This is a genomic window from Enterobacter sp. CP102, assembly GCF_025152625.1.
Lineage (GTDB): Bacteria > Pseudomonadota > Gammaproteobacteria > Enterobacterales > Enterobacteriaceae > Enterobacter > Enterobacter soli.
The window spans coordinates 3,330,636-3,350,187 of the sequence record NZ_CP104014.1 but is presented as its reverse complement, the minus strand read 5'-3'; the positions used below and the strand labels follow the sequence as shown (position 1 = coordinate 3,350,187).

At 55.6% G+C, this 19,552-nt stretch carries 13 protein-coding genes; 5 read left to right on the top strand and 8 right to left on the bottom strand.

What is annotated here, in order from left to right; all coding sequences use genetic code 11:
- Window positions 1–63 precede the first annotated feature (63 nt).
- The 3 genes from aegA to N1249_RS15775 all read left to right on the top strand — a co-directional run bounded on the left by aegA (window position 64) and on the right by N1249_RS15775 (window position 3,851).
- Window positions 64–2,040, top strand: a complete 1,977-nt coding sequence (aegA, locus tag N1249_RS15785; protein ID WP_311202494.1) for a formate-dependent uric acid utilization protein AegA — start codon at window positions 64–66, stop codon at window positions 2,038–2,040.
- Between the two features lie 67 nt (window positions 2,041–2,107).
- Window positions 2,108–2,698 (top strand): GDP-mannose pyrophosphatase NudK, encoded by a 591-nt coding sequence (gene nudK / locus N1249_RS15780; protein WP_166716553.1) that lies wholly within the window; start codon window positions 2,108–2,110, stop codon window positions 2,696–2,698.
- 109 nt (window positions 2,699–2,807) lie between these two features.
- Entirely contained in the window at window positions 2,808–3,851 is a 1,044-nt protein-coding gene (locus N1249_RS15775; RefSeq protein ID WP_259830897.1) for a DUF1176 domain-containing protein, read from the top strand.
- Here N1249_RS15775 and ygjK read toward each other — a convergent pair.
- The 6 genes from ygjK to ebgR all read right to left on the bottom strand — a co-directional run bounded on the left by ygjK (window position 3,848) and on the right by ebgR (window position 13,476).
- Window positions 3,848–6,199, bottom strand: coding sequence for an alpha-glucosidase (gene ygjK / locus N1249_RS15770; RefSeq protein ID WP_259830895.1), 2,352 nt, complete (start codon window positions 6,197–6,199; stop codon window positions 3,848–3,850). The two genes, N1249_RS15775 and ygjK, sit on opposite strands and share 4 nt — an antisense overlap.
- A 17-nt stretch (window positions 6,200–6,216) precedes the next feature.
- Entirely contained in the window at window positions 6,217–7,275 is a 1,059-nt protein-coding gene (gene ygjJ / locus N1249_RS15765; RefSeq protein ID WP_259830893.1) for a protein YgjJ, read from the bottom strand.
- A 38-nt stretch (window positions 7,276–7,313) separates the two neighbouring features.
- Entirely contained in the window at window positions 7,314–8,750 is a 1,437-nt protein-coding gene (locus N1249_RS15760; RefSeq protein WP_217187401.1) for an amino acid permease, read from the bottom strand.
- Window positions 8,751–8,807: 57 nt separating this feature from the next.
- On the bottom strand, window positions 8,808–9,257 hold the full coding sequence (locus tag N1249_RS15755; protein WP_014071267.1) for a beta-galactosidase subunit beta: 450 nt from the start codon (window positions 9,255–9,257) through the stop codon (window positions 8,808–8,810).
- Complete coding sequence (gene ebgA / locus N1249_RS15750; RefSeq protein WP_259830890.1) at window positions 9,254–12,337, bottom strand: beta-galactosidase subunit alpha; 3,084 nt, start codon at window positions 12,335–12,337, stop codon at window positions 9,254–9,256. Before ebgA ends, N1249_RS15755 begins: the two co-directional genes overlap by 4 nt.
- 155 nt (window positions 12,338–12,492) lie before the next feature.
- Window positions 12,493–13,476 (bottom strand): transcriptional regulator EbgR, encoded by a 984-nt coding sequence (ebgR, locus tag N1249_RS15745; protein WP_259830888.1) that lies wholly within the window; start codon window positions 13,474–13,476, stop codon window positions 12,493–12,495.
- 138 nt (window positions 13,477–13,614) lie between these two features.
- Between ebgR and N1249_RS15740 the strand changes: the two genes are divergently transcribed.
- On the top strand, window positions 13,615–13,947 hold the full coding sequence (locus N1249_RS15740) for a tRNA-binding protein (protein WP_259830886.1): 333 nt from the start codon (window positions 13,615–13,617) through the stop codon (window positions 13,945–13,947).
- Between the two features lie 50 nt (window positions 13,948–13,997).
- Here the strand turns inward: N1249_RS15740 and tkt are convergent, their stop codons facing one another.
- Complete coding sequence (gene tkt / locus N1249_RS15735) at window positions 13,998–15,986, bottom strand: transketolase (RefSeq protein WP_259830884.1); 1,989 nt, start codon at window positions 15,984–15,986, stop codon at window positions 13,998–14,000.
- 19 nt (window positions 15,987–16,005) lie between these two features.
- Window positions 16,006–16,956 (bottom strand): transaldolase, encoded by a 951-nt coding sequence (gene tal / locus N1249_RS15730; protein ID WP_259830882.1) that lies wholly within the window; start codon window positions 16,954–16,956, stop codon window positions 16,006–16,008.
- A 293-nt stretch (window positions 16,957–17,249) separates the two neighbouring features.
- Between tal and maeB the strand changes: the two genes are divergently transcribed.
- Window positions 17,250–19,529, top strand: a complete 2,280-nt coding sequence (gene maeB / locus N1249_RS15725) for an NADP-dependent oxaloacetate-decarboxylating malate dehydrogenase (protein ID WP_259830881.1) — start codon at window positions 17,250–17,252, stop codon at window positions 19,527–19,529.
- The last annotated feature ends 23 nt before the right edge of the window (window positions 19,530–19,552 follow it).

Genomic DNA, 19,552 nt, shown 5'->3' with positions numbered 1-19,552 from the left:
GCACTCGGTAAATACAATATTCATATAAAGAATAAGGTTATTGAAGCCAAAACAGGTGTAGTTATGAATCGTTTTATTATGGCCAACAGCCAGCAATGTATCGGATGTCGTGCTTGCGAAGTCGCCTGTGTCATGGCGCACAACGGCGAGCAACATGTCCTGAGCGAGCGCCATTTTCATCCCCGCATTACGGTACTCCGCTCCGGTGCCAGAACAAGCCCCATCACCTGCCATCATTGTGAGAATGCGCCCTGCGCGCAGAGCTGCCCTAACGGTGCGATCAGCAAAAACCATGACAGCGTACAGGTGAATCAACAAAAATGCATTGGTTGCAAAGCCTGCGTGGTGGCCTGCCCGTTTGGCACGATGGAAATCATCGTTACGCCGCTGAACAACGGTAGCGTGAAGGCCACGGCCCACAAGTGCGACCTCTGTGTACAGCGCCCGCAAGGCCCGGCCTGCATCGAAAATTGCCCGGCGGATGTTCTGACGCTCGCCACGCCCGGGGTACTGGATAATCTGGCGAAATCACGCCGCCTGCGCACCGCAAGGCTCGAAGCACAGCCCTGGCATAGCGAGGCGGCACAGCGCCAAACGCCACCAACAAAAATGCAACAGATGCAGGCCCTGCCACCCCGCGGCGAGCCGGACAAGCTCAGCCCTGAAGCGCGCGCCTGCCATTTTAATGAGATCTACCTGCCATTCCGGGCAGAGCAGGCGCATCGTGAGGCCTCACGCTGCCTGAAATGCGGCGAACACAGTATCTGCGAATGGACATGCCCGCTGCATAACCATATCCCTCAGTGGATTGAGCGCGTGAAAGAGGGGGACATCGCTGGTGCGGTGGCGCTTTCTCATCAGACCAACTGTTTACCTGAAATCACCGGCCGCGTCTGCCCGCAGGACCGATTATGTGAAGGCGCCTGCACCGTGCGGGATGGATCCGGGGCGGTGACGATTGGCAATATCGAACGCTATATCTCCGATCAGGCGCTGGCCATGGGCTGGACTCCGGACATGACTGGGGTCGTTCCGGTAGATAAACGCATTGCCATTATTGGCGCGGGCCCCGCCGGGCTTGCCTGTGCAGACGTGCTGGTGCGCCATGGGGTGAACGTCACCGTGTATGACCGACACCCGGAAATCGGCGGATTACTGACCTTCGGCATCCCGGCCTTCAAGCTGGACAAATCACTGCTGGCACGCCGTCGGGAGATCTTTACCGCCATGGGGATCCACTTCGAGCTGAACTGCGAGGTGGGCAAAGACGTGTCGATGGCTCAGTTGCTGAGTGACTACGATGCCCTGTTTATCGGCGTTGGCACCTATCGTTCGATGAAAGCGGGGATCCCGCATGAGGATGCGCCTGGTGTGTACGATGCGCTGCCGTTTTTAGTGGCCAACACGCGCCAGGTGATGGGGCTTGAGCCGACAGCCGCCGAACCGTACATCAACACACAGGGGCTGAACGTGGTGGTGCTTGGCGGGGGCGATACGGCGATGGACTGCGTGCGTACTGCATTACGTCATGGTGCGGCGAAAGTGACCTGCGCGTACCGCCGCGATGAGGCCAATATGCCTGGCTCGAAAAAAGAGGTGAAAAACGCGAAGGAAGAGGGCGCAGAGTTTGAATTTAACGTGCAACCGGTTGAGCTGACGCTGGCGAAGAACGGACAAGTGAACGGGATCCGAATGCTGCGTACTGAACTGGGCGAGCCTGATGCTCAGGGGCGTCGTCGGCCGGTTCCGGTGGCGGGTAGTGAGTTCGTAATGCCCGCGGATGCGGTCATTATGGCGTTTGGCTTTAACCCGCACGCCATGCCGTGGTTACAGGCCCAGGGGGTTAACACCGACGACTGGGGGCGGATTGTGGCTTCTGTTGACAGTCCTTATCGCTACCAGACAACCAACCCGCAAATTTTCGCTGGCGGCGATGCGGTGCGCGGTGCGGATCTGGTGGTTACCGCGATGGCGGAAGGGCGCCATGCGGCGCAGGGCATGATGGACTGGCTTGGGATTCGCGCGCCCAAAACGCACTAAATCAGGCGGGCGACAAAGCGGGTTTCGCGGCGTAGTATAAGCACATTCCTTGCGCCGTGGAGCCCGTATGACCCTGAAAATAGACGTTATCAAAGACAAAATCCTTTCTGAAAATTACTTTGTCCTGCGTAACATCACCTATGATTTAACACGTAAAAACGGTGAGGTGATCCGTCACAAGCGTGAGGTCTACGATCGCGGTAACGGGGCGACCATCCTGCTGTATAACCGTGAAAAACAGAGCGTAGTGTTGATTCGCCAGTTCCGTGTTGCGACATGGGTAAACGGCAACCCGGACGGACGGCTCATTGAAACCTGTGCTGGTCTGCTTGATGACGACGAGCCGGAAGTCTGTATCCGCAAAGAGGCCATTGAAGAGACGGGCTTTGAAGTGGGCGAAGTGAAAAAAGTCTTTGAGTTATTTATGTCGCCAGGCGGCGTAACGGAATTAGTGCACTTCTTTATTGCGGAATACAGCGATGCGCAGCGCACTCACCGGGGCGGCGGTGTGGATGACGAAGATATCGAAGTACTGGAAATCCCTTTTTCTCAGGCATTAACAATGCTGCGCTCAGGGGAGATCAAGGACGGTAAAGCGGTGATCTTATTGCAGTATTTGCAAACAACCGGGTTAATGAGCGGTGCTTTCGAACGGTAGTCTGATGAGTTTCAGATAAATCTATCCGATAAATCCGATTGAGCCCGCCAGGTTGTAACACGAAGATACTGCCCAGATTTGCGTTTTTGTTTCCGGGATTGTGCCATCCATGCGCTACTGCGTTTTTATTCTCTCGTTATGTTGCGTGCTACGCACGCCTCTGGTGTGGGCTGCGCCTGCACAGCAGTCTTTTTCTGACTGGCAGGTGACCTGTAACAACCAAAACTTCTGCGTTGCACGCAATACCGGTGAACATCATGGCCTGGTGATGACGCTCAGCCGCAGTGCCGGTGCGAAAACAGACGCCACGCTGCGTATCGACCTGGGAGGGCTTGATTCCCCGTCGGTTAAAGAGCCTGACATCGCGCCGCGCCTTCTGCTGGATAATGCCCCGTTAAAGCTGGAACCACTGCACTGGCAGGTGACTGCGTGGCATTTAATGACGGATGATGCCACAACCATCACCGCCTTTTTGAAAAGCATTCAGGAAGGCAAAGCGCTGACCCTGAAAGGGGGAATACAGATTATCTCTCTGGACGGGCTGAAGGCCGCGCTGCTGTTTATTGATGCCCAGCAAAAGCGCGTGGGCAGTGAAACCGCGTGGATTAAAAAAGGCGGTGAGCCGCCGTTAAGCGTGCCGCCTGCGCCCGCCCTGAAAGAGGTGGCGGTCGTGAACCCTACCCCGACACCGCTTTCCCATGATGAACTCAACGATCTGCTGGATTATGGCACCTGGCGGATGAACAACAGCCAGTGCTCGCTTGATCCTAATCGCCGGGAAGTGCGGGTAACGGCGTTAACCGATGACAAAGCATTGTTGATGATCAGCTGCGAAGCCGGGGCCTATAACACCGTCGACCTCGCCTGGCTGGTGTCACGTAAAAAGCCCTTTGCTGCCAGAAGCGTCAGGCTGCGACTGCCGTTTACGCCCTCGAGCGACAGCAGTGAAATGGAGCTGATGAACGCCAGCTTTGACGAGAAAACCCGTGAGCTGAGCACGCTGGCGTTAGGGCGGGGGATTGCAGATTGCGGCATTCAGACCCGCTGGCGCTTTGACGGCCAGCGTTTTCGCCTGGTACGGTATGCAGAAGAGCCAAGCTGCGATAACTGGCATGGGCCAGACGCCTGGCCCACGCTCTGGATCACGCGTTAATCTTTACGGAAAAAGTCGTTATACAGCATGTACAGATGCGCCGCGCTCCACGAGAAGTTAGGTGCGCCTTGCTGCGCTCCGGTCAGCGGATTGTAGTTTTCCTGAATCGGGCCGTCGGACGTGAGCCCTTTTGCATGATTAAAGAACGCCTGTGCCAGATGCTGCGCCTGCTGGCGATAACCGTAGCGCTCCATCCCTTTTAAGCCAAACCAGAACTGATCTACCCAGACGCGGCCACGCCAGTAAATATCCGGGCCGAACGCCGGGTTTGTCAGCGCGGCAGTCCCGAGCGGCACGTAAGTGTTGAACTCCTTTTCATCCAGCATCACTTTCACCACGGCATCCGCCTGTTGCTGCGTGGCTGCGCCGTTAAACAGCGGTGACCAGCCTTCCGGCCCTTTACCACGCTCGACGATAGGTTTCCCCGCACAGCCGTTTGCCAGCGGTTTGTCTTCGATACGAATGTCATAGTAAAAGCCGCTGGCGGCGTCGAACATGCAGGTATTGATATAGTTCGCGAGCTTATCTGCCAGCTGGCGGTAGTGGGTTGCGTCCTGGGTTTTGCCCAGCACAGTCGCCATTTGCGCCAGATAGTGATTGTCGCTGTACATATAGCTCGCCTGATCGACAGACTCCTGCAACAGTGAATAGCCCAGCAGAGTCCCTTCTTTACTGCGGTTCTCTGCGAATTTCACCGTCCAGTCGCTGCGTTTCCCGCCGTTTTTCACATACGCATCCAGCTGTTCTTTATCAATGAAGCCGAATACGGCGGCGTCATCGCGCCCGGATTCCCAGGACGCGGCCACCTGTGCCGGAATTTCAAGACTGTCGTAATGGCCGCTGCTGACCACCTTTTCGTACTTATCGAGGCCTGAAAGCGACTCTTCTTTCTGGCCTTTTTTGACCATAAACAGTATCTCACCGCCAGGGGTGTTATGGGCTTTGTCCCGGGTTGCGCCATATTCCGGCACGCCGTTGCCGTTATGATCCCGGTTACGCAGCCACCAGTCATGATACGCCGTCAGTTTTGGGTACATTTCGGCAAGCCAGGCTTTATCGTGTGTGACGTTATAAACCTCCATCACCGACCATGCCGCCAGGCTCGGTTTGGTATTGCGTTCGTTCCAGTTGCCGCCATCGCCGCCGCGTTCCGGGCTCAGGTTCCAGGCAATGAGATCGGGCACAAAACCGGCGTCCTGCGGGCGCACCGGATCGTCCGGTTTGATTTGCCAGGAGAAGACCGCGCGAATGTTCTCTTTGGCGATATCCGGGTTGAAGTGCGACATGGCAAAGGCCTGCTTCCAGGTATCCCACGGCCAGGTCTGGTTGCCTGAGAACCAGCGCCCGGTCACGGACGGCGTGACCGTGTTGTAGCGCACTGCGCCGCCCGGTGAGCGCCAGTTGCCATTGAGAGTTTCAATAGTTTTGACCGCCACGCGAGTCTGCTCTGGCGTAGCGTTCGGATTGCTTAACCCCTTTTGCAGATATGTTTCCCAGCGCGTTTTGGAGGCGCTCATAAAGACGGCGGGGCGCGCCAGAATGTCGCGAATTTGCGGCTGTTCGCGTTGCACTTCATCGGCATTCAGCAGATGGGAGTAGGTGGTGTAGAGCGTGGTGCTGCCGGAAATGTGCGCCTTGCTGATAAAGCGGTGACCGTCCACGCTGGTCTGCGTGGCTATCGATTTATGGATCTGATATTCCGAACTGCCGGAGGTGAGCAGATCCCAGGTGGAACGCACTTTGCCGAAGGTGACTTTTAGCCCATCGCGGGTCGGCACAATCTGGCGATGATAATCCGGGAACGCGCCGTCGATGGTTTTATCTGAGAGCGGCTTGCCACTTTTGGCTTCCAGCTTTTCCAACAGTTCGCCGTCCCACACCAGGTCGAGCGGGGTGCTGCTGGTGATTCGGGTTTCCAGTAGCGAGGTACGCGAAGAAGCAAAGCGCAGCGTCATCTCAATCTGCACATCTTTGGCGGTCAGTTTTTGCACCAGCGCGCCGGGAAGGCTGTAAGCCTCAAGCGTAAAGTCCACTTTTTTGCCGTTTTGCCAGACGCTCAGGCGGTCAAAATTGGTCGCCATAAAGTTGATGTACTCTTCGGTGAGCAGCGCTACGCCGGGAAATCCTCCCTGGGTCTGCGGCCCGTCCGGCAACAGATGACCATGCCAGGCACCCAAATCGAAAAAGGGGTTAAAACGCTGGTGGTCGTCATCATCGAAATCGTGCATGTATGCCGGCGCGCCGGTTCGGTTTATGACATTTTTAAACGCGTCGGCCGTGGCGGCGTGCGCGGAGAAACTCAACGCGAGCGCGCAGGCCAGCGGGGTCAGACAGGTCGATATTTTCATTGGCGGCGGTTCCCTTTTTACCAGTAGAAATATTGCATCAGGAAGATCCGGTCTCTCGGATCACCAGAGGCATTTTTCATATAGAAGCGGCTATCGGCAGCGGTGGCGAAGCGCCCCCCGCCGTATTCGTACCAGATACCAAACTGCATAAACGAGGTGGTTTCGTCGGCAGCATTGTCCGGGCGATGCCGTGCGTAGCTGTAGGCGGTGGAGAGATAGACCCCCTTAAGCGCCTCTACCATGGCGCTGACCATGTACCCCGATTCCGTACCGGAGGTGTCCTTGCCGCTGGCGCGTCCGGTATGGTGCCAGGCGCGAGCAGCCAGGTTAGGGGACAGAATCCCGGTCAGAAAGAGCTGACCTGTACCGTCGGTGAGTTCCAGTCCGTTCATCCAGGTGACGTCCTTGACGATGTCATACTGGATATAGCCGTTCGCCATTGCCGGGTAGGTGTATTTATCGTCATAGCGATCGTATTTGCCAAAATGCAGCCAGGCCTTGCTTTCGTCATGGTGCCCCGCAGGCGTGGCGGTCACGCTGTAACGCAGGTTACCCGAACGATTCTGCACCTTGAGGGCGTACATGATGTCGCGGGTATTGGGGATCACATATCCCATGTCCGGCGTGAAATCGCCCCACCATTGCAGGTCATCAAGCGAGGAGTCTTGTCGCACGCTGAGCATGATTTCGGTATCGTTATTGGTTTTATAACCGCCGTATAAACGGTTAAGCCCGCCTTCAAAACCGCCCCAGCTGTGATCGGGGACCCAGGCATTGCCCTGGCTGTCGGCCTGTACCGTCCAGCCTTCGCCGTAAATCAGCCCAAACCAGTTGCCCTGTTTTATTTCCAGACCGCCCTCAATATAGGTCCCGTCACTGTATTTGTGTTTTTCCTTACCTTCCAGATCCATATATCCGCCGACACCCAGTTCGCCATAAAAGCGGTATGACGGAGAACTTATCTGCGGCGTTTTGGTGTCATCGTGCTCTGCCGGTCGCGCGTCCTCTGCGGCAAATGACGGGCAGCAGAAAGAGAGGGCAGCGAGTGCCCCAGCATAATTTGCTTTAATTTTCATAAACTCATCCCAAAGAAATAAAAACCCTGCCTGCTGCATCAGGTAATATTTGATGCGGGAGATGCTTCAACTTCTTGTTGTTCTTTTGATAATCCCTTTACGTATTTGCTGTATTTCCACCAGGCAAAGCCGAGGAATAAAACAATACCGCCGACGTTATAGAAAATAATCGTCAGAATATTGCCGCCGGTCGGGAAGGTTGAGGCGACGAAGCCGATGGCGAAAATAACAATCAGCATCGATACCACCACCATGCCCGTGGTGCGTGAGCCCATTTTGAAATCGCGCGGCAGATGATCGAGCTTACGCCGCAGGTTCAGATACGCCAGCATGATGAACAGCGGTGGCAGCATAGAAGCCGCGGCGGTCATATTAATGACGGTGTTCATCAGATCCTGCGCGGTGTTCGAGCCCATAGTCGGGATAATCATCAGCGGGATGACAATCAGAAACTGTATCCAGGCCGCGCGAGCCGGTACGCCATTCTGGTTCAGGGCGACGGTTTTCGGGCCAAAAATACCGGTTGGGATTTCAGAGAAGAAGATTTTAACCGGCGTTGCCGTCCACATCAGCAGCGAGCCAAACATTGCGGTAAAAGAGACCAGGCCCACAAAACGGTTCATCAGCACTTCTGGCAGACCAAACCACACCGCCAGACCGTGAAACACCTGCACTGAACCACCGGTAAATTTCAGCTCCTTGCTGCTGATAAAGACGTTAATCAGTACCGAAGAGATGGAGTACAGCACGCCGATAAAGATCCCCGCCAGGATGATGACCTTAACGAAAGATTTTGAGCCGCCCTTCACGTCGTTAACGTATACCGCAACGGACTCAGCGCCACCGGCGGCCATAAATATCCAGGTGGTAATGCCGAGGAATGCCCAGTTGAAATGCGGGATCATCGCATCGACGGTAATCGGGTCGGCAGGTTGCACGCCGCCCATCAGCGCCGCACCGGCCAGCAGGATATAGGAGAGGGTCAGCAGCAACATCAGCGTGGAGGTCACAGAGGTAATGGGCCCCAGCATTTTCGCCCCGTTGGTGGACACCCAGGTTGAGAAGGCGAAGAGCACCATGCTCAGTACCGTGGTGGCAAACGGCGTAAGAATGTACTCATATCCCAGAAAAGCGTAAGAGGCGTAAGCGATAACACGCGGTAATAATGAGGTGAAAAAGAACAGGTTAACAAACCAGTAGGTATAGGCGGTGATAAATGCCCAGCGTCCGCCAAGCGAACTTTTCACCCAGGCATAAACCCCAGCTTCGGAGTTTTTATTCAGCGACACAAATTCCGCGATGATTAAACAAAACGGAATGAAGTAGAACAGGGTCGCTAAAAAGAACATCGGGGCCGAAGCGAGCCCCAGTTCGATATTGTTGTTGATAACGTTGTTAAAACTAAAAACGGCGGCAAACGTCAGCGACAGCAGGCCGAATTTGCCGATGGTATTACGCTTGGTTGTTTCAGACATAACGTTTCTCCGGGTACGAGGAGGATAGCGGTGCTGCGTTGGCACCGCTCGTGTTTTTTATTTGTTATGGAAGTAACCGTCTTCAATGGTCACATTGAGGACCACTTTTTTTACCGGCTCTTCACTGATGAAGCGGTAGGCTTCATGGTTTTCACAGATGACGAGTTGTCCTTCGTGCACCTGTTGGGTCTTGCCGACACCCTTCAGGTACTCGCGGTCAGTGTCGTCGCGATAGCATTCAACGGGCTGGAGCTCTTGCCGGGGAGCATACTCAATCTTTTGTCTCCCTTGCAGGTAGTAATGCACCTCGAAATAGCGACGATGCCTCACGAACAATGCGTCCGTGGTGGTATCGCGGGTCACACGGTAGGCCAGCGAATCCCCAATCGAGTGGGCAACGCCTGCCGGGATGTTGTCGATGTTATTAATGGCCTCCACGCAGCGTTGCCATTTGCGGCCTGCGCGATAAAGCTGCTGAAACTGTTCCAGGCTATCGAGAACGATCATTGGTCTGCCTCGTTGTGCGAATTCGTCGAAAAGAAACCTGCGCCAAACTGATGCTGCGCCAGTAAGCGTGAAGTGGTTTGCCCGCCCGCCAGCGGCAGCAGGGTAAATCCGTAGCTAAACGGCCTGAACCAGACGCGCCAGGAGTCCAGCACTTCGCTGCCCCAGGAATTTGAACCTAACCCCAACAGCTGGTGGTCAAGATTCAGGGTGATGTCATCGCTGCGTTGCAGTTCATTGCAGTGTTGTGCCGCGTGAATGTTCTCCGGGGTGTAGTGCCATGCGCTGAAGTGAATCGGCTGCTCGGGAACGACCAGCACGCCGCTGCCCTGACGGTTCGCCAGGGATGCCCAGCGCACCTGCTGACGGTTGCCGTTGTTCTGCGGGAAGGGATAATTTTCAAACATCTCATCCACCGTGGCGTGCCACAGATCGATGGTGCTGGCCTGCTGGCTGTCCGGGTAGTTTTCGCCCGGGCCACGGCCATACCAGGTCACCTGGTCGAACGCTCCGTTGATACCGAGGGTGACGCCGATGCACGGAATGATGTGCGGGTAGTCACCGTAGCGCTCGCCGCTCAGCTCGACGTTAATCTGCCCGTCTGCCGCCACCCGCCAGCGGTAGGTGCAGCGCATCCCAAAATCGAATACCGGTGGTGCAATCAACGTACGGGTGGTGATCACCACTTCGCTGTCGCAGGCGTCTACTTCAAAGCCGCGAAGATGCTCCTGTAAGATGTGCAGATGATTGGGCTGCCACAGTCCTTCGTACTCTTGTTTGTGGTTATCAATCATCGGCTTGAAGAAGTTAATCTTCGGTTCGCGGGTCAGTTTCTCTTCCCCGTTAACCTGCCAGGCGCTGAGCTTTCCGGTCAGTTTTGAGAAGCTCACGCGGAAGTTATGACCGGTAACTGTGCAGCTCAGACGATCCTCTTCAAGCTTCAGCGGGGTGGCGTTGCGATCGATAAATGGCATTGCGCTGGCGGTACGCGCTTTTAGCGGGAACTGGTAGGTAGCGATTTCATGCCCGGCCTCGCTGTACAGCGTGCGGCTGTTCTTGCGAACGAGAGCGGTGAGAAAAGCTTCCCGTTCATCCAGCTCCGGCAACGCAACGGCCAGGATGTGCGTGCTGTTCGGGGCAATCCCGGCCAGGCTCAGCTGCTGGCTGTGCAGCGTTTCTCCCTCTGCGCGCACCTCGAGATGCAGGCTGTAGTCATCCAGGTTGGTGAACCACAGTTTGTTTTCAACCCGCAGCGCGCCGTTGTGCCAGGCCAGTTTCACTGGCGCGATAACCTGTTTGTACTCACGCAGGCCCGGCCCCGGGGTTTGATCTGAATAGATAAGCCCGTCGAGGCAGAAATTGTAGTTGTTCGGGTAATCGCCGAAGTCGCCACCGTAGGCGTAGAACGTCCTGCCGCTGGCATCGGTTGCCTGAATACCGTGGTCGCACCACTCCCAGACATAGTGCCCCTGGATACAATCGTGGCGATCGAACACGGTCTGGTATTCGGTCAACCCGCCAGGGCCGTTACCCATTGCATGTGCGTATTCGCAGATGATGCGGGGTTTTGGGTGCGGGAATTCGCCAAACAGATTCATCAGCGGCACGCGGGTATACATGGTGGAAATAATATCCACCACTTCGGCATCGCGATCTTCCTCGTAGTGAAGCAGGCGGGTGTCGTCCAGCGCTTTTGCTGCACGCGCCATCGCGCGGATATTACAGCCATAGCCGGACTCGTTGCCGAGCGACCAGATGATAATGGACGGGTGGTTTTTCTGGGCGTGGATGTGGCGCACGATGCGCTCGACGTAAACAGGCTCCCACACCGGATCGTCCGTGATGCGGCTCAAATCACCTACGTTGGCAAAACCGTGGGATTCAACATCCGTTTCTGCCATCACAAACAGGCCATAGATATCGCACAGCTCATAGAAGCGCGGATCGTTCGGGTAGTGGGCGGTTCGCACCGAGTTGATGTTGTGCTGCTTCATCAGGACGATATCGCGCTCGACACGATCCATCCCCACCGCGCGGCCTTTCTGGTGATCGTTGTCGTGGCGGTTGACGCCGTGTAGCTTCAGGTAGTGGTTGTTGACGTAAAACAGGCCATTTCGCACGGAGATATCACGAAAACCGATGCGCTGAGGGATCACTTCCAGCGTTTGCCCCTGCTCATCTTTCAGTGTGATCACCAGGTGATACAGGTAGGGTGATTCCGCTGACCACTGCTGTGGTTGCTTAACCGCGATGCTAAACCCCGTTTCCGCTGTGCGGGAGAGCGTAAGGCTGTGGGTTGTGCCCTGGTGCAAGGCCAGGTCACCGTCATAGAGGGCATATTCCAGCGACACATTAACCGGCTGCGTGGCGAGGTTTTCCAGCGCAAGCTGGCAGGAGAGGGTTGCGTCCTGGTAGTTATCATCAAATGTGGTTTTGACCGTGAAGTCCTGCACGTGCGCCGGATTTTTGCCGACCAGATAGACATCGCGGAAAATGCCCGCCGTCCACCACATATCCTGATCTTCAATGTAGGTTGAGTCTGCCCACTGCATAACGCGCACGCACAGCAGGTTTTGCCCGGTCACCACCGCATTGCTGATGTCGAACTCGGCGGTCAGCCGGCTGCCTTTGCTAAAGCCGATATAGCGGCCGTTAACGTAAACCTCAAAATAGGTTTCTACGCCGTCGAATTTAATCAGGGTCTGTTTGTCCTGCCAGCCGTCAGACAGGGTGAAAAAGCGCTGATACGCGCCGGTCGGGTTATCGGTGGGCACCCAGGGCACATCAACCGGGAAGGGGAAACCTTCATCGGTATATTGCAGCTGGCCGTGGCCTTCCATCTGCCACATGGCTGGTACGGCGATCGCGCCCCAGTCGGCCATATATTCACAGGTAAAGTTTTCAGGTACCAGCAGCGGGTTGGTGAAGAAGCGAAAATTCCACTGGCCGCTTAAGGATAAGAAATGGTTGCTGGCTTCACGGGCAAAGGTGCGTGCCTGCGCAACATCGTTATACGAAAAGAAGTACGCACGCGGCGCAAGCCGGTTCTCATGCGTGAGTTGAATATTTTCCCAGCGATTCATGTTATCTCCCTGTGGGGCAAAACATCATTGCTGAGTATTTTAGTAAAAGTTTTACTAAATAAAATCAGTAAAACCTATTTGCTTTAACTCGATCACGAAATAAATCTCTGCCGGGCGAACCCGGCAGCGTGTGGGGCAGGACGAAAAGCGGGGAATTAGCGTGTGGTGCCGCGCAGTTTGAGCACGCTCGGAACAAAGACCTGAAGCGGCAGGGCGCGGCCATCACGGGATTTTTCCAGTAGCAGGTTTACGCCCTGGCTGCCCATCATTTCGGAATGAATACGCACGGTGGAAAGCGGCGGGAAAGTGAAGCGGGCGGTCGGGATATCGTTCACGCTAATCAGCGAGATATCCTGCGGGATGGCCAGCCCTTTCTCATGAATGGCGCGCAAAACCCCAATGGCAATGGAGTCAGACGCTACAAACAGCGCAGAAGGCCAGCTTTCCTGAGAGAGCATTTTTTTCGCCAGTTCATAGCCGGATGAACTGGAAAAACCGCCGCGCCAGATATCGTCTTCAGACACCACGCCTTTCAGACGCCCGTATTCCACGAACGCCGCTTCACGGATATCGGCTTTGCCAGGCTCATCTTCGCCGCCAATAAACCCAATGCGGTCAACGTCTTGCTGGATAAAGAAGTCGACAATTTGCTTGCTGATGCGCGAAAGATCGATATCAACCGCATCGTACTCGCTGCCCGGTTCGTGAAAATCAATAAAGCAGATGTTGTCGCTCAGCGCGGTGGCGGCGCGGCGCACGGCGGGGGAGGGTTTACCGACAATCAGCACGCCGGTGAGTTTTTTCGTCTCTGGCAGCGTGGCATTGGCGTAGCAATTGGTCAGCTCAACGCCGAGCTTTTCACACTGAGTTTCGATGCCGTGGCGAATAGCAAGGTAGTATGGATCGTTGATTTCCAGCTCTTGCAGATAGCTGTAAAGCGCCAGAATATGCTGCTGACCCACGGCACCTGACTGCATCTTGCGGGAGGTGCTGCTTTTGTATTCCAGCTTTTCGGCAATCTCCAGAATACGGTGTTTTGTCTCTTCTTTTACATTGAGCGTTGGGTCGTCGTTTAATACCCGGGATACCGTCGCCAGCGAGACACCCGCTTCTGTTGCAATATCTTTGAGCGTTGCCATGTTTTTCCTTATTCCCCACGTAATGTGCCCATTGTAAAGGATGCGTTCGCACATGCATCCGTTTTTAGTAAATATCCCGCCTGTTGTTGATCGTAAATACCGTGCTAGTATTTAGTAAAATTTTACCAAGGAGAAAATATGGAAACGGTAGCATACGATGATTTTGCAAAGCTTGAGATCCGCGTCGGGACCATTGTTGACGTTAAACGCCATGCCAACGCCGATAAACTCTACATCGCGCAGATTGAGGTGGGCGGTAAAACGCTGCAAACCGTCACCAGTCTGGTGCCGTATTACAGCGAAGAAGAGCTGATGGGGAAAACGGTGGTGGTGCTGTGCAACCTGGCGAAAGCCAAAATGCGCGGTGAAACGTCCGAGTGCATGTTACTGTGCGCAGAAACCGATGACGCCAGCGAGAGCGTGTTGTTAACGCCGGAGCGGGTGATGCCGGCAGGGGTAAGAGTGGTGTGAAAAAAAGCCGGGCGGCAGCTACGCCTTACCCGGCCTGTATAGCTTGAGTATTAAATAATGCTCAACGCTTTCTCCACCACGTTCTCAACGGTAAAGCCGAAATAGGGGAACAGTTTGTCGGCCGGGGCCGATTCGCCATAGCCGTGCATCCCGACAATTGCCCCTTTCAGCCCGACATATTTGTACCAGTAGTCGGCGATCCCGGCTTCGACAGCCACGCGGGCGGCCACATTCGATGGCAGAACCGATTCGCGATATGCCTCATCCTGGGCATCAAAAATATCCGTTGAGGGCAGGGAAACCACGCGCACCGCATGTCCTTCGGCGGTCAGTTTCTCTGCGGCTTTAACCGTGATTTCAATTTCTGAGCCTGTCGCAATCAGAATAACATCGGGCTTGCCGCCGCTGTCTTTCAAAATGTACCCGCCGCGCGCGATGTTTTTCACCTGCTCCGGCGTGCGCTCAATTTGCGCCAGATTCTGCCGCGACAAAATCAGCGCCGTTGGTCCGTTGTGGCGCTCCACGGCCAGCTTCCAGCCCACCGCTGCTTCAACCTGATCGCACGGACGCCAGGTGCTGAAGTTTGGCGTCAGGCGCAGGCTGGCCAGTTGTTCAACCGCCTGGTGCGTTGGCCCGTCTTCGCCAAGACCGATGGAATCATGGGTGTAGACCATGATCTGCCGTGCCTTCATCAGCGCCGCCATACGCGCCGCATTGCGGGCATACTCCACAAACATCAGGAAGGTGGCGGTGTAGGGCACAAATCCGCCGTGATGGGCGATGCCGTTGGCAATCGCCGTCATTCCAAACTCACGCACGCCGTAGTGAATGTAATTCCCGGAGATATCTTCTTTCAGCGATTTAGAGCCCGACCAGATTGTCAGGTTGCTGGGCGCCAGATCCGCAGAGCCGCCAAGCAGTTCAGGCAGAATGGGGCCAATGGCGTTGAGGGTGTTTTGTGATGCTTTACGGGTGGCAATTTTAGCCGGGTTGGCTTGCAGATTTTCGATTAATGCCTGGGTTTTGGCTTCCCAGTCGTCCGGTAATCCGCCACTCATGCGGCGGGAAAACTCGCGAGCCAGGTCCGGGTGCGCCTGATTATAGGCGGCAAATTTGTCGTTCCAGGCGTGCTGTTCTTTTTCCCCGGCCTCACGGGCATCCCAGGCGTGGTAGATCTCTTTTGGGATTTCGAATGCCGGGTATTTCCAGCCCAGTTTTTTCCGGGTGAGCGCCACTTCCTCTTCGCCCAGCGCGGCACCGTGCGCCTCTTCTTTCCCGGCTTTATTTGGGGAGCCGAAACCAATGATCGTGCGGCAGATAATCAGCGACGGTTTATCCTTCACGCTCTGGGCTTCGAGGATCGCTTTTTTCACCGCCTCCGGATCGTGGCCGTCAATTTCATGCACCACATGCCAGTGGTATGCCTCGAAGCGTTTTGCCGTGTCGTCGGTAAACCAGCCTTCGGTCTCGCCGTCGATAGAAATGCCGTTGTGATCGTAAAAGCCGATCAGCTTGCCGAGACCCAGCGTGCCCGCCAGCGAACAGGCTTCATGCGAGATGCCCTCCATCAGACAGCCGTCGCCCATAAACACATAGGTGTAGTGATCGACAATGTCATGCCCTGGCTGATTAAACTGCGCGCCCAGCGTGCGTTCCGCAATCGCCAGTCCCACGGCATTCGCTAACCCCTGGCCGAGCGGGCCGGTGGTGGTTTCTACGCCTGGCGTATAGCCGAGCTCCGGGTGGCCTGGCGTTTTTGAGTGCAGCTGGCGGAAGTTTTTCAGCTCCTCGAGTGGCAGGTTGTAGCCGGACAAATGCAGCAGGCTGTAGAGCAGCATCGACGCGTGGCCGTTGGAGAGAATAAAGCGGTCTCTGTCGGCCCAGGTAGGGTCATTGGGGTTGTGTTTCAGAAAGTCATTCCACAACACTTCGGCAATATCTGCCATGCCCATGGGGGCGCCAGGGTGGCCGGAATTGGCTTTTTGCACGGCATCCATGCTGAGGGCGCGAATGGCATTGGCGAGCTCTTTACGGGACATAATTCACTCCATGGCAAGGTTAAAGTTTGGCGGCGAGCAGATCTTCAAGTTTGCGCTGGTCAACGGCAAACAGACGGATGCCTTCCGCCAGCTTGTCGACGGCCATTGCGTCCTGATTGTGCTCCCAGCGGAACTCCGCTTCCGTCATTGCTTTTGGTTTCGGTAACAGGGTTGACGTCGGTATCAGCTTACGGACGACGGGTTCTTCTTTTTCCTGAAGCTCTTTCAGCAGAGCCGGTGAAATGGTCAGGCGGTCGCAGCCTGCCAGCGCGAGGATCTGCTCGGTGCGGCGGAAACTGGCGCCCATGACAATGGTTTCGTAGCGGTGTTGTTTAAAATAGTCGTAGATATTACGCACGGACTTCACGCCGGGATCTTCCTCAACGATGTACGGATCCAGCGGCTGTCTGGACTGATACCAGTCATAGATACGCCCGACAAACGGCGAGACCAGAAATACACCGGCCTCAGCGCAGGCACGCGCCTGAGCAAAGGAAAAGAGCAGCGTCAGGTTGCAGTTGATCCCCTCTTTTTCCAGCACTTCTGCCGCGCGAATGCCTTCCCAGGTGGAGGCCAGCTTAATGAGAATGCGTGATTTATCGATGCCTTGCTCCTGATACAGCTCAACCAGCCTGCGGGCCTTGGCGATACTTTTTTGCTGGTCAAAAGAGAGGCGCGCGTCCACCTCGGTTGAAACCCGGCCCGGGACGCTTTTCAGGATCTCCACGCCGAAGTTCACCGCCAGCTTATCGCTGGCTTCGGCAACATGCTGCTCCTGGGTTTTACCGCGCTGCTTGCCGTAGGCGATGGCGTCATCGATCAGGTGGCTGTAATGCGCAAGCCCGGCTGCCTTCAGCAGCAGTGAAGGGTTGGTGGTCGCATCTTCAGGCTGATAATGGCGAATGGATTCAATATCACCACTGTCGGCGACGACGGTGGTGAATTGTTTGATGCCGTCTAATTGGTTCATTGAAAATTACTCCTTTGGAATAAAAGAGTTAGATGAGTGCGTTAGTTCACACTTCTGCGAAATACGAGAGGTACTTAACAAAAAAGCATAGCAGACGAGGGAGGCATTGCTTTCTGCGACGGGTAACATGATCGTTATAAATTGATAACAATTTTTGCTTTCTGATGGTGAGAGTTTGGCAGCCTTCAAAGTTTGTCGCGCCTGCATTGGCGATACTAGCCGGCATTCCTGGGTGAGCATCAGGAGAGTTATTACGCCACCCTTTATGAACGATACGTGAAAGGAACGATAAGATGGACGATCAGTTAAAACAGAGTGCCCTCGATTTTCATGAGTTTCCTGTTCCGGGCAAAATCCAGGTTTCCCCTACCAAGCCGCTGGCGACCCAGCGCGATCTGGCGCTGGCCTATTCGCCAGGCGTTGCCGCACCATGCCTTGAAATCGAAAAAGATCCGCTGGCGGCCTACAAATACACGGCGCGCGGTAACCTGGTTGCGGTTATCTCTAACGGCACGGCGGTGCTGGGCTTAGGTAACATCGGCGCGCTGGCCGGTAAGCCGGTAATGGAAGGGAAAGGGGTACTGTTCAAGAAATTCGCCGGTATCGACGTGTTCGATATCGAAGTCGATGAGCTCGACCCCGATAAATTCATCAACGTGGTGGCGGCACTTGAGCCAACGTTTGGCGGTATCAACCTGGAAGACATCAAAGCGCCGGAATGTTTCTACATTGAGCAGAAACTGCGTGAACGAATGAACATTCCCGTGTTCCACGATGACCAGCACGGTACGGCGATTATCAGCACCGCGGCCATTCTGAACGGCCTGCGGGTGGTAGAAAAAAATCTTTCTGACGTGCGCATGGTGGTGTCCGGTGCGGGCGCCGCAGCCATTGCCTGTATGAACCTGCTGGTGGCGCTCGGGATGCAGAAGCACAACATTGTGGTCTGCGACTCCAAAGGCGTTATCTACAAAGACCGCGAGCCAAACATGGCCGAAACCAAAGCGGCCTACGCGGTGGACGACGACGGCAAGCGCACCCTGGATGATGTGATTGACGGTGCGGATATCTTCCTTGGCTGTTCTGGCCCGAAAGTGCTGACTCAGGAGATGGTGCAGAAGATGGCGCGCGCGCCAATGATCCTGGCCCTGGCTAACCCGGAACCGGAAATTCTGCCGCCGCTGGCGAAAGCGGTGCGTGAAGATGCCATTATCTGTACCGGGCGCTCCGACTACCCGAACCAGGTGAATAACGTGCTGTGCTTCCCGTTCATCTTCCGTGGCGCTCTGGATGTGGGTGCCACGGCGATTAACGAAGAGATGAAACTGGCTGCCGTTCACGCCATTGCTGAGCTGGCTCATGCTGAACAGAGCGAAGTTGTGGCTTCGGCTTACGGCGACCAGGATCTGAGCTTTGGCCCGGATTACATCATTCCAAAACCGTTCGACCCGCGCCTGATTGTGAAAATCGCCCCTGCCGTGGCGAAAGCGGCGATGGATTCCGGTGTGGCAACGCGTCCGATTAAGGATTTCGATGCTTACGTTGATAAACTCACTGAGTTTGTCTACAAAACCAACCTGTTCATGAAACCGATCTTCTCTCAGGCACGTGCGGATGCGAAACGCGTGGTGCTGGCTGAAGGGGAAGAGGCGCGCGTGCTGCACGCCACGCAGGAGCTGATCTCACTGGGTCTGGCGAAGCCAATCCTGATTGGCCGCCCGAGCGTTATCGAAATGCGTATTCAGAAACTGGGCCTGCAAATCAAGCCGGGTGTGGATTTTGAAATCGTAAACAACGAATCCGATCCACGCTTTAAAGAGTACTGGAACGAGTACTACGCCATCATGAAGCGCCGCGGCATCACCCAGGAGCAGGCGCAGCGGGCGGTTATCAGCAATACGACGGTGATCGGGGCCATCATGGTGCATCGCGGTGAGGCCGACGCGCTTATTTGCGGCACTATCGGTGATTACCACGAGCATTTCAGCGTCGTGCAGGAGATCTTCGGTTATCGCGAAGGGGTACATACCGCCGGGGCAATGAACGCACTGCTTCTGCCAAGCGGTAACACCTTTATTGCCGACACCTACGTCAACGACGATCCAACCCCGGAACAGCTGGCGGAGATCACCGTGATGGCGGCTGAAACCGTACGCCGCTTTGGCATTGAGCCAAAAGTGGCGCTGCTGTCGCACTCCAACTTCGGTTCATCTAAATCCCCGGCGGCGTGCAAAATGCGTCAGACACTGGAGCTGGTGCGCGAGCGTGCGCCGGAGCTGATGATTGACGGTGAGATGCACGGCGATGCGGCGCTGGTGGAGAGCATCCGTAACGAGCGGATGCCGGACAGCCCGCTGAAAGGCTCGGCAAACGTACTGATTATGCCAAACGTGGAAGCGGCGCGAATCAGCTACAACCTGCTGCGCGTTTCCAGCTCTGAAGGGGTGACCGTAGGGCCGGTACTGATGGGCGTGGCGAAACCGGTGCATGTGTTAACACCGATTGCGTCCGTGCGTCGTATCGTGAACATGGTAGCGCTGGCCGTGGTTGAGGCGCAGACGCAGCCTCTGTAATTGTGGTGTCGGGTGGCGCGTTC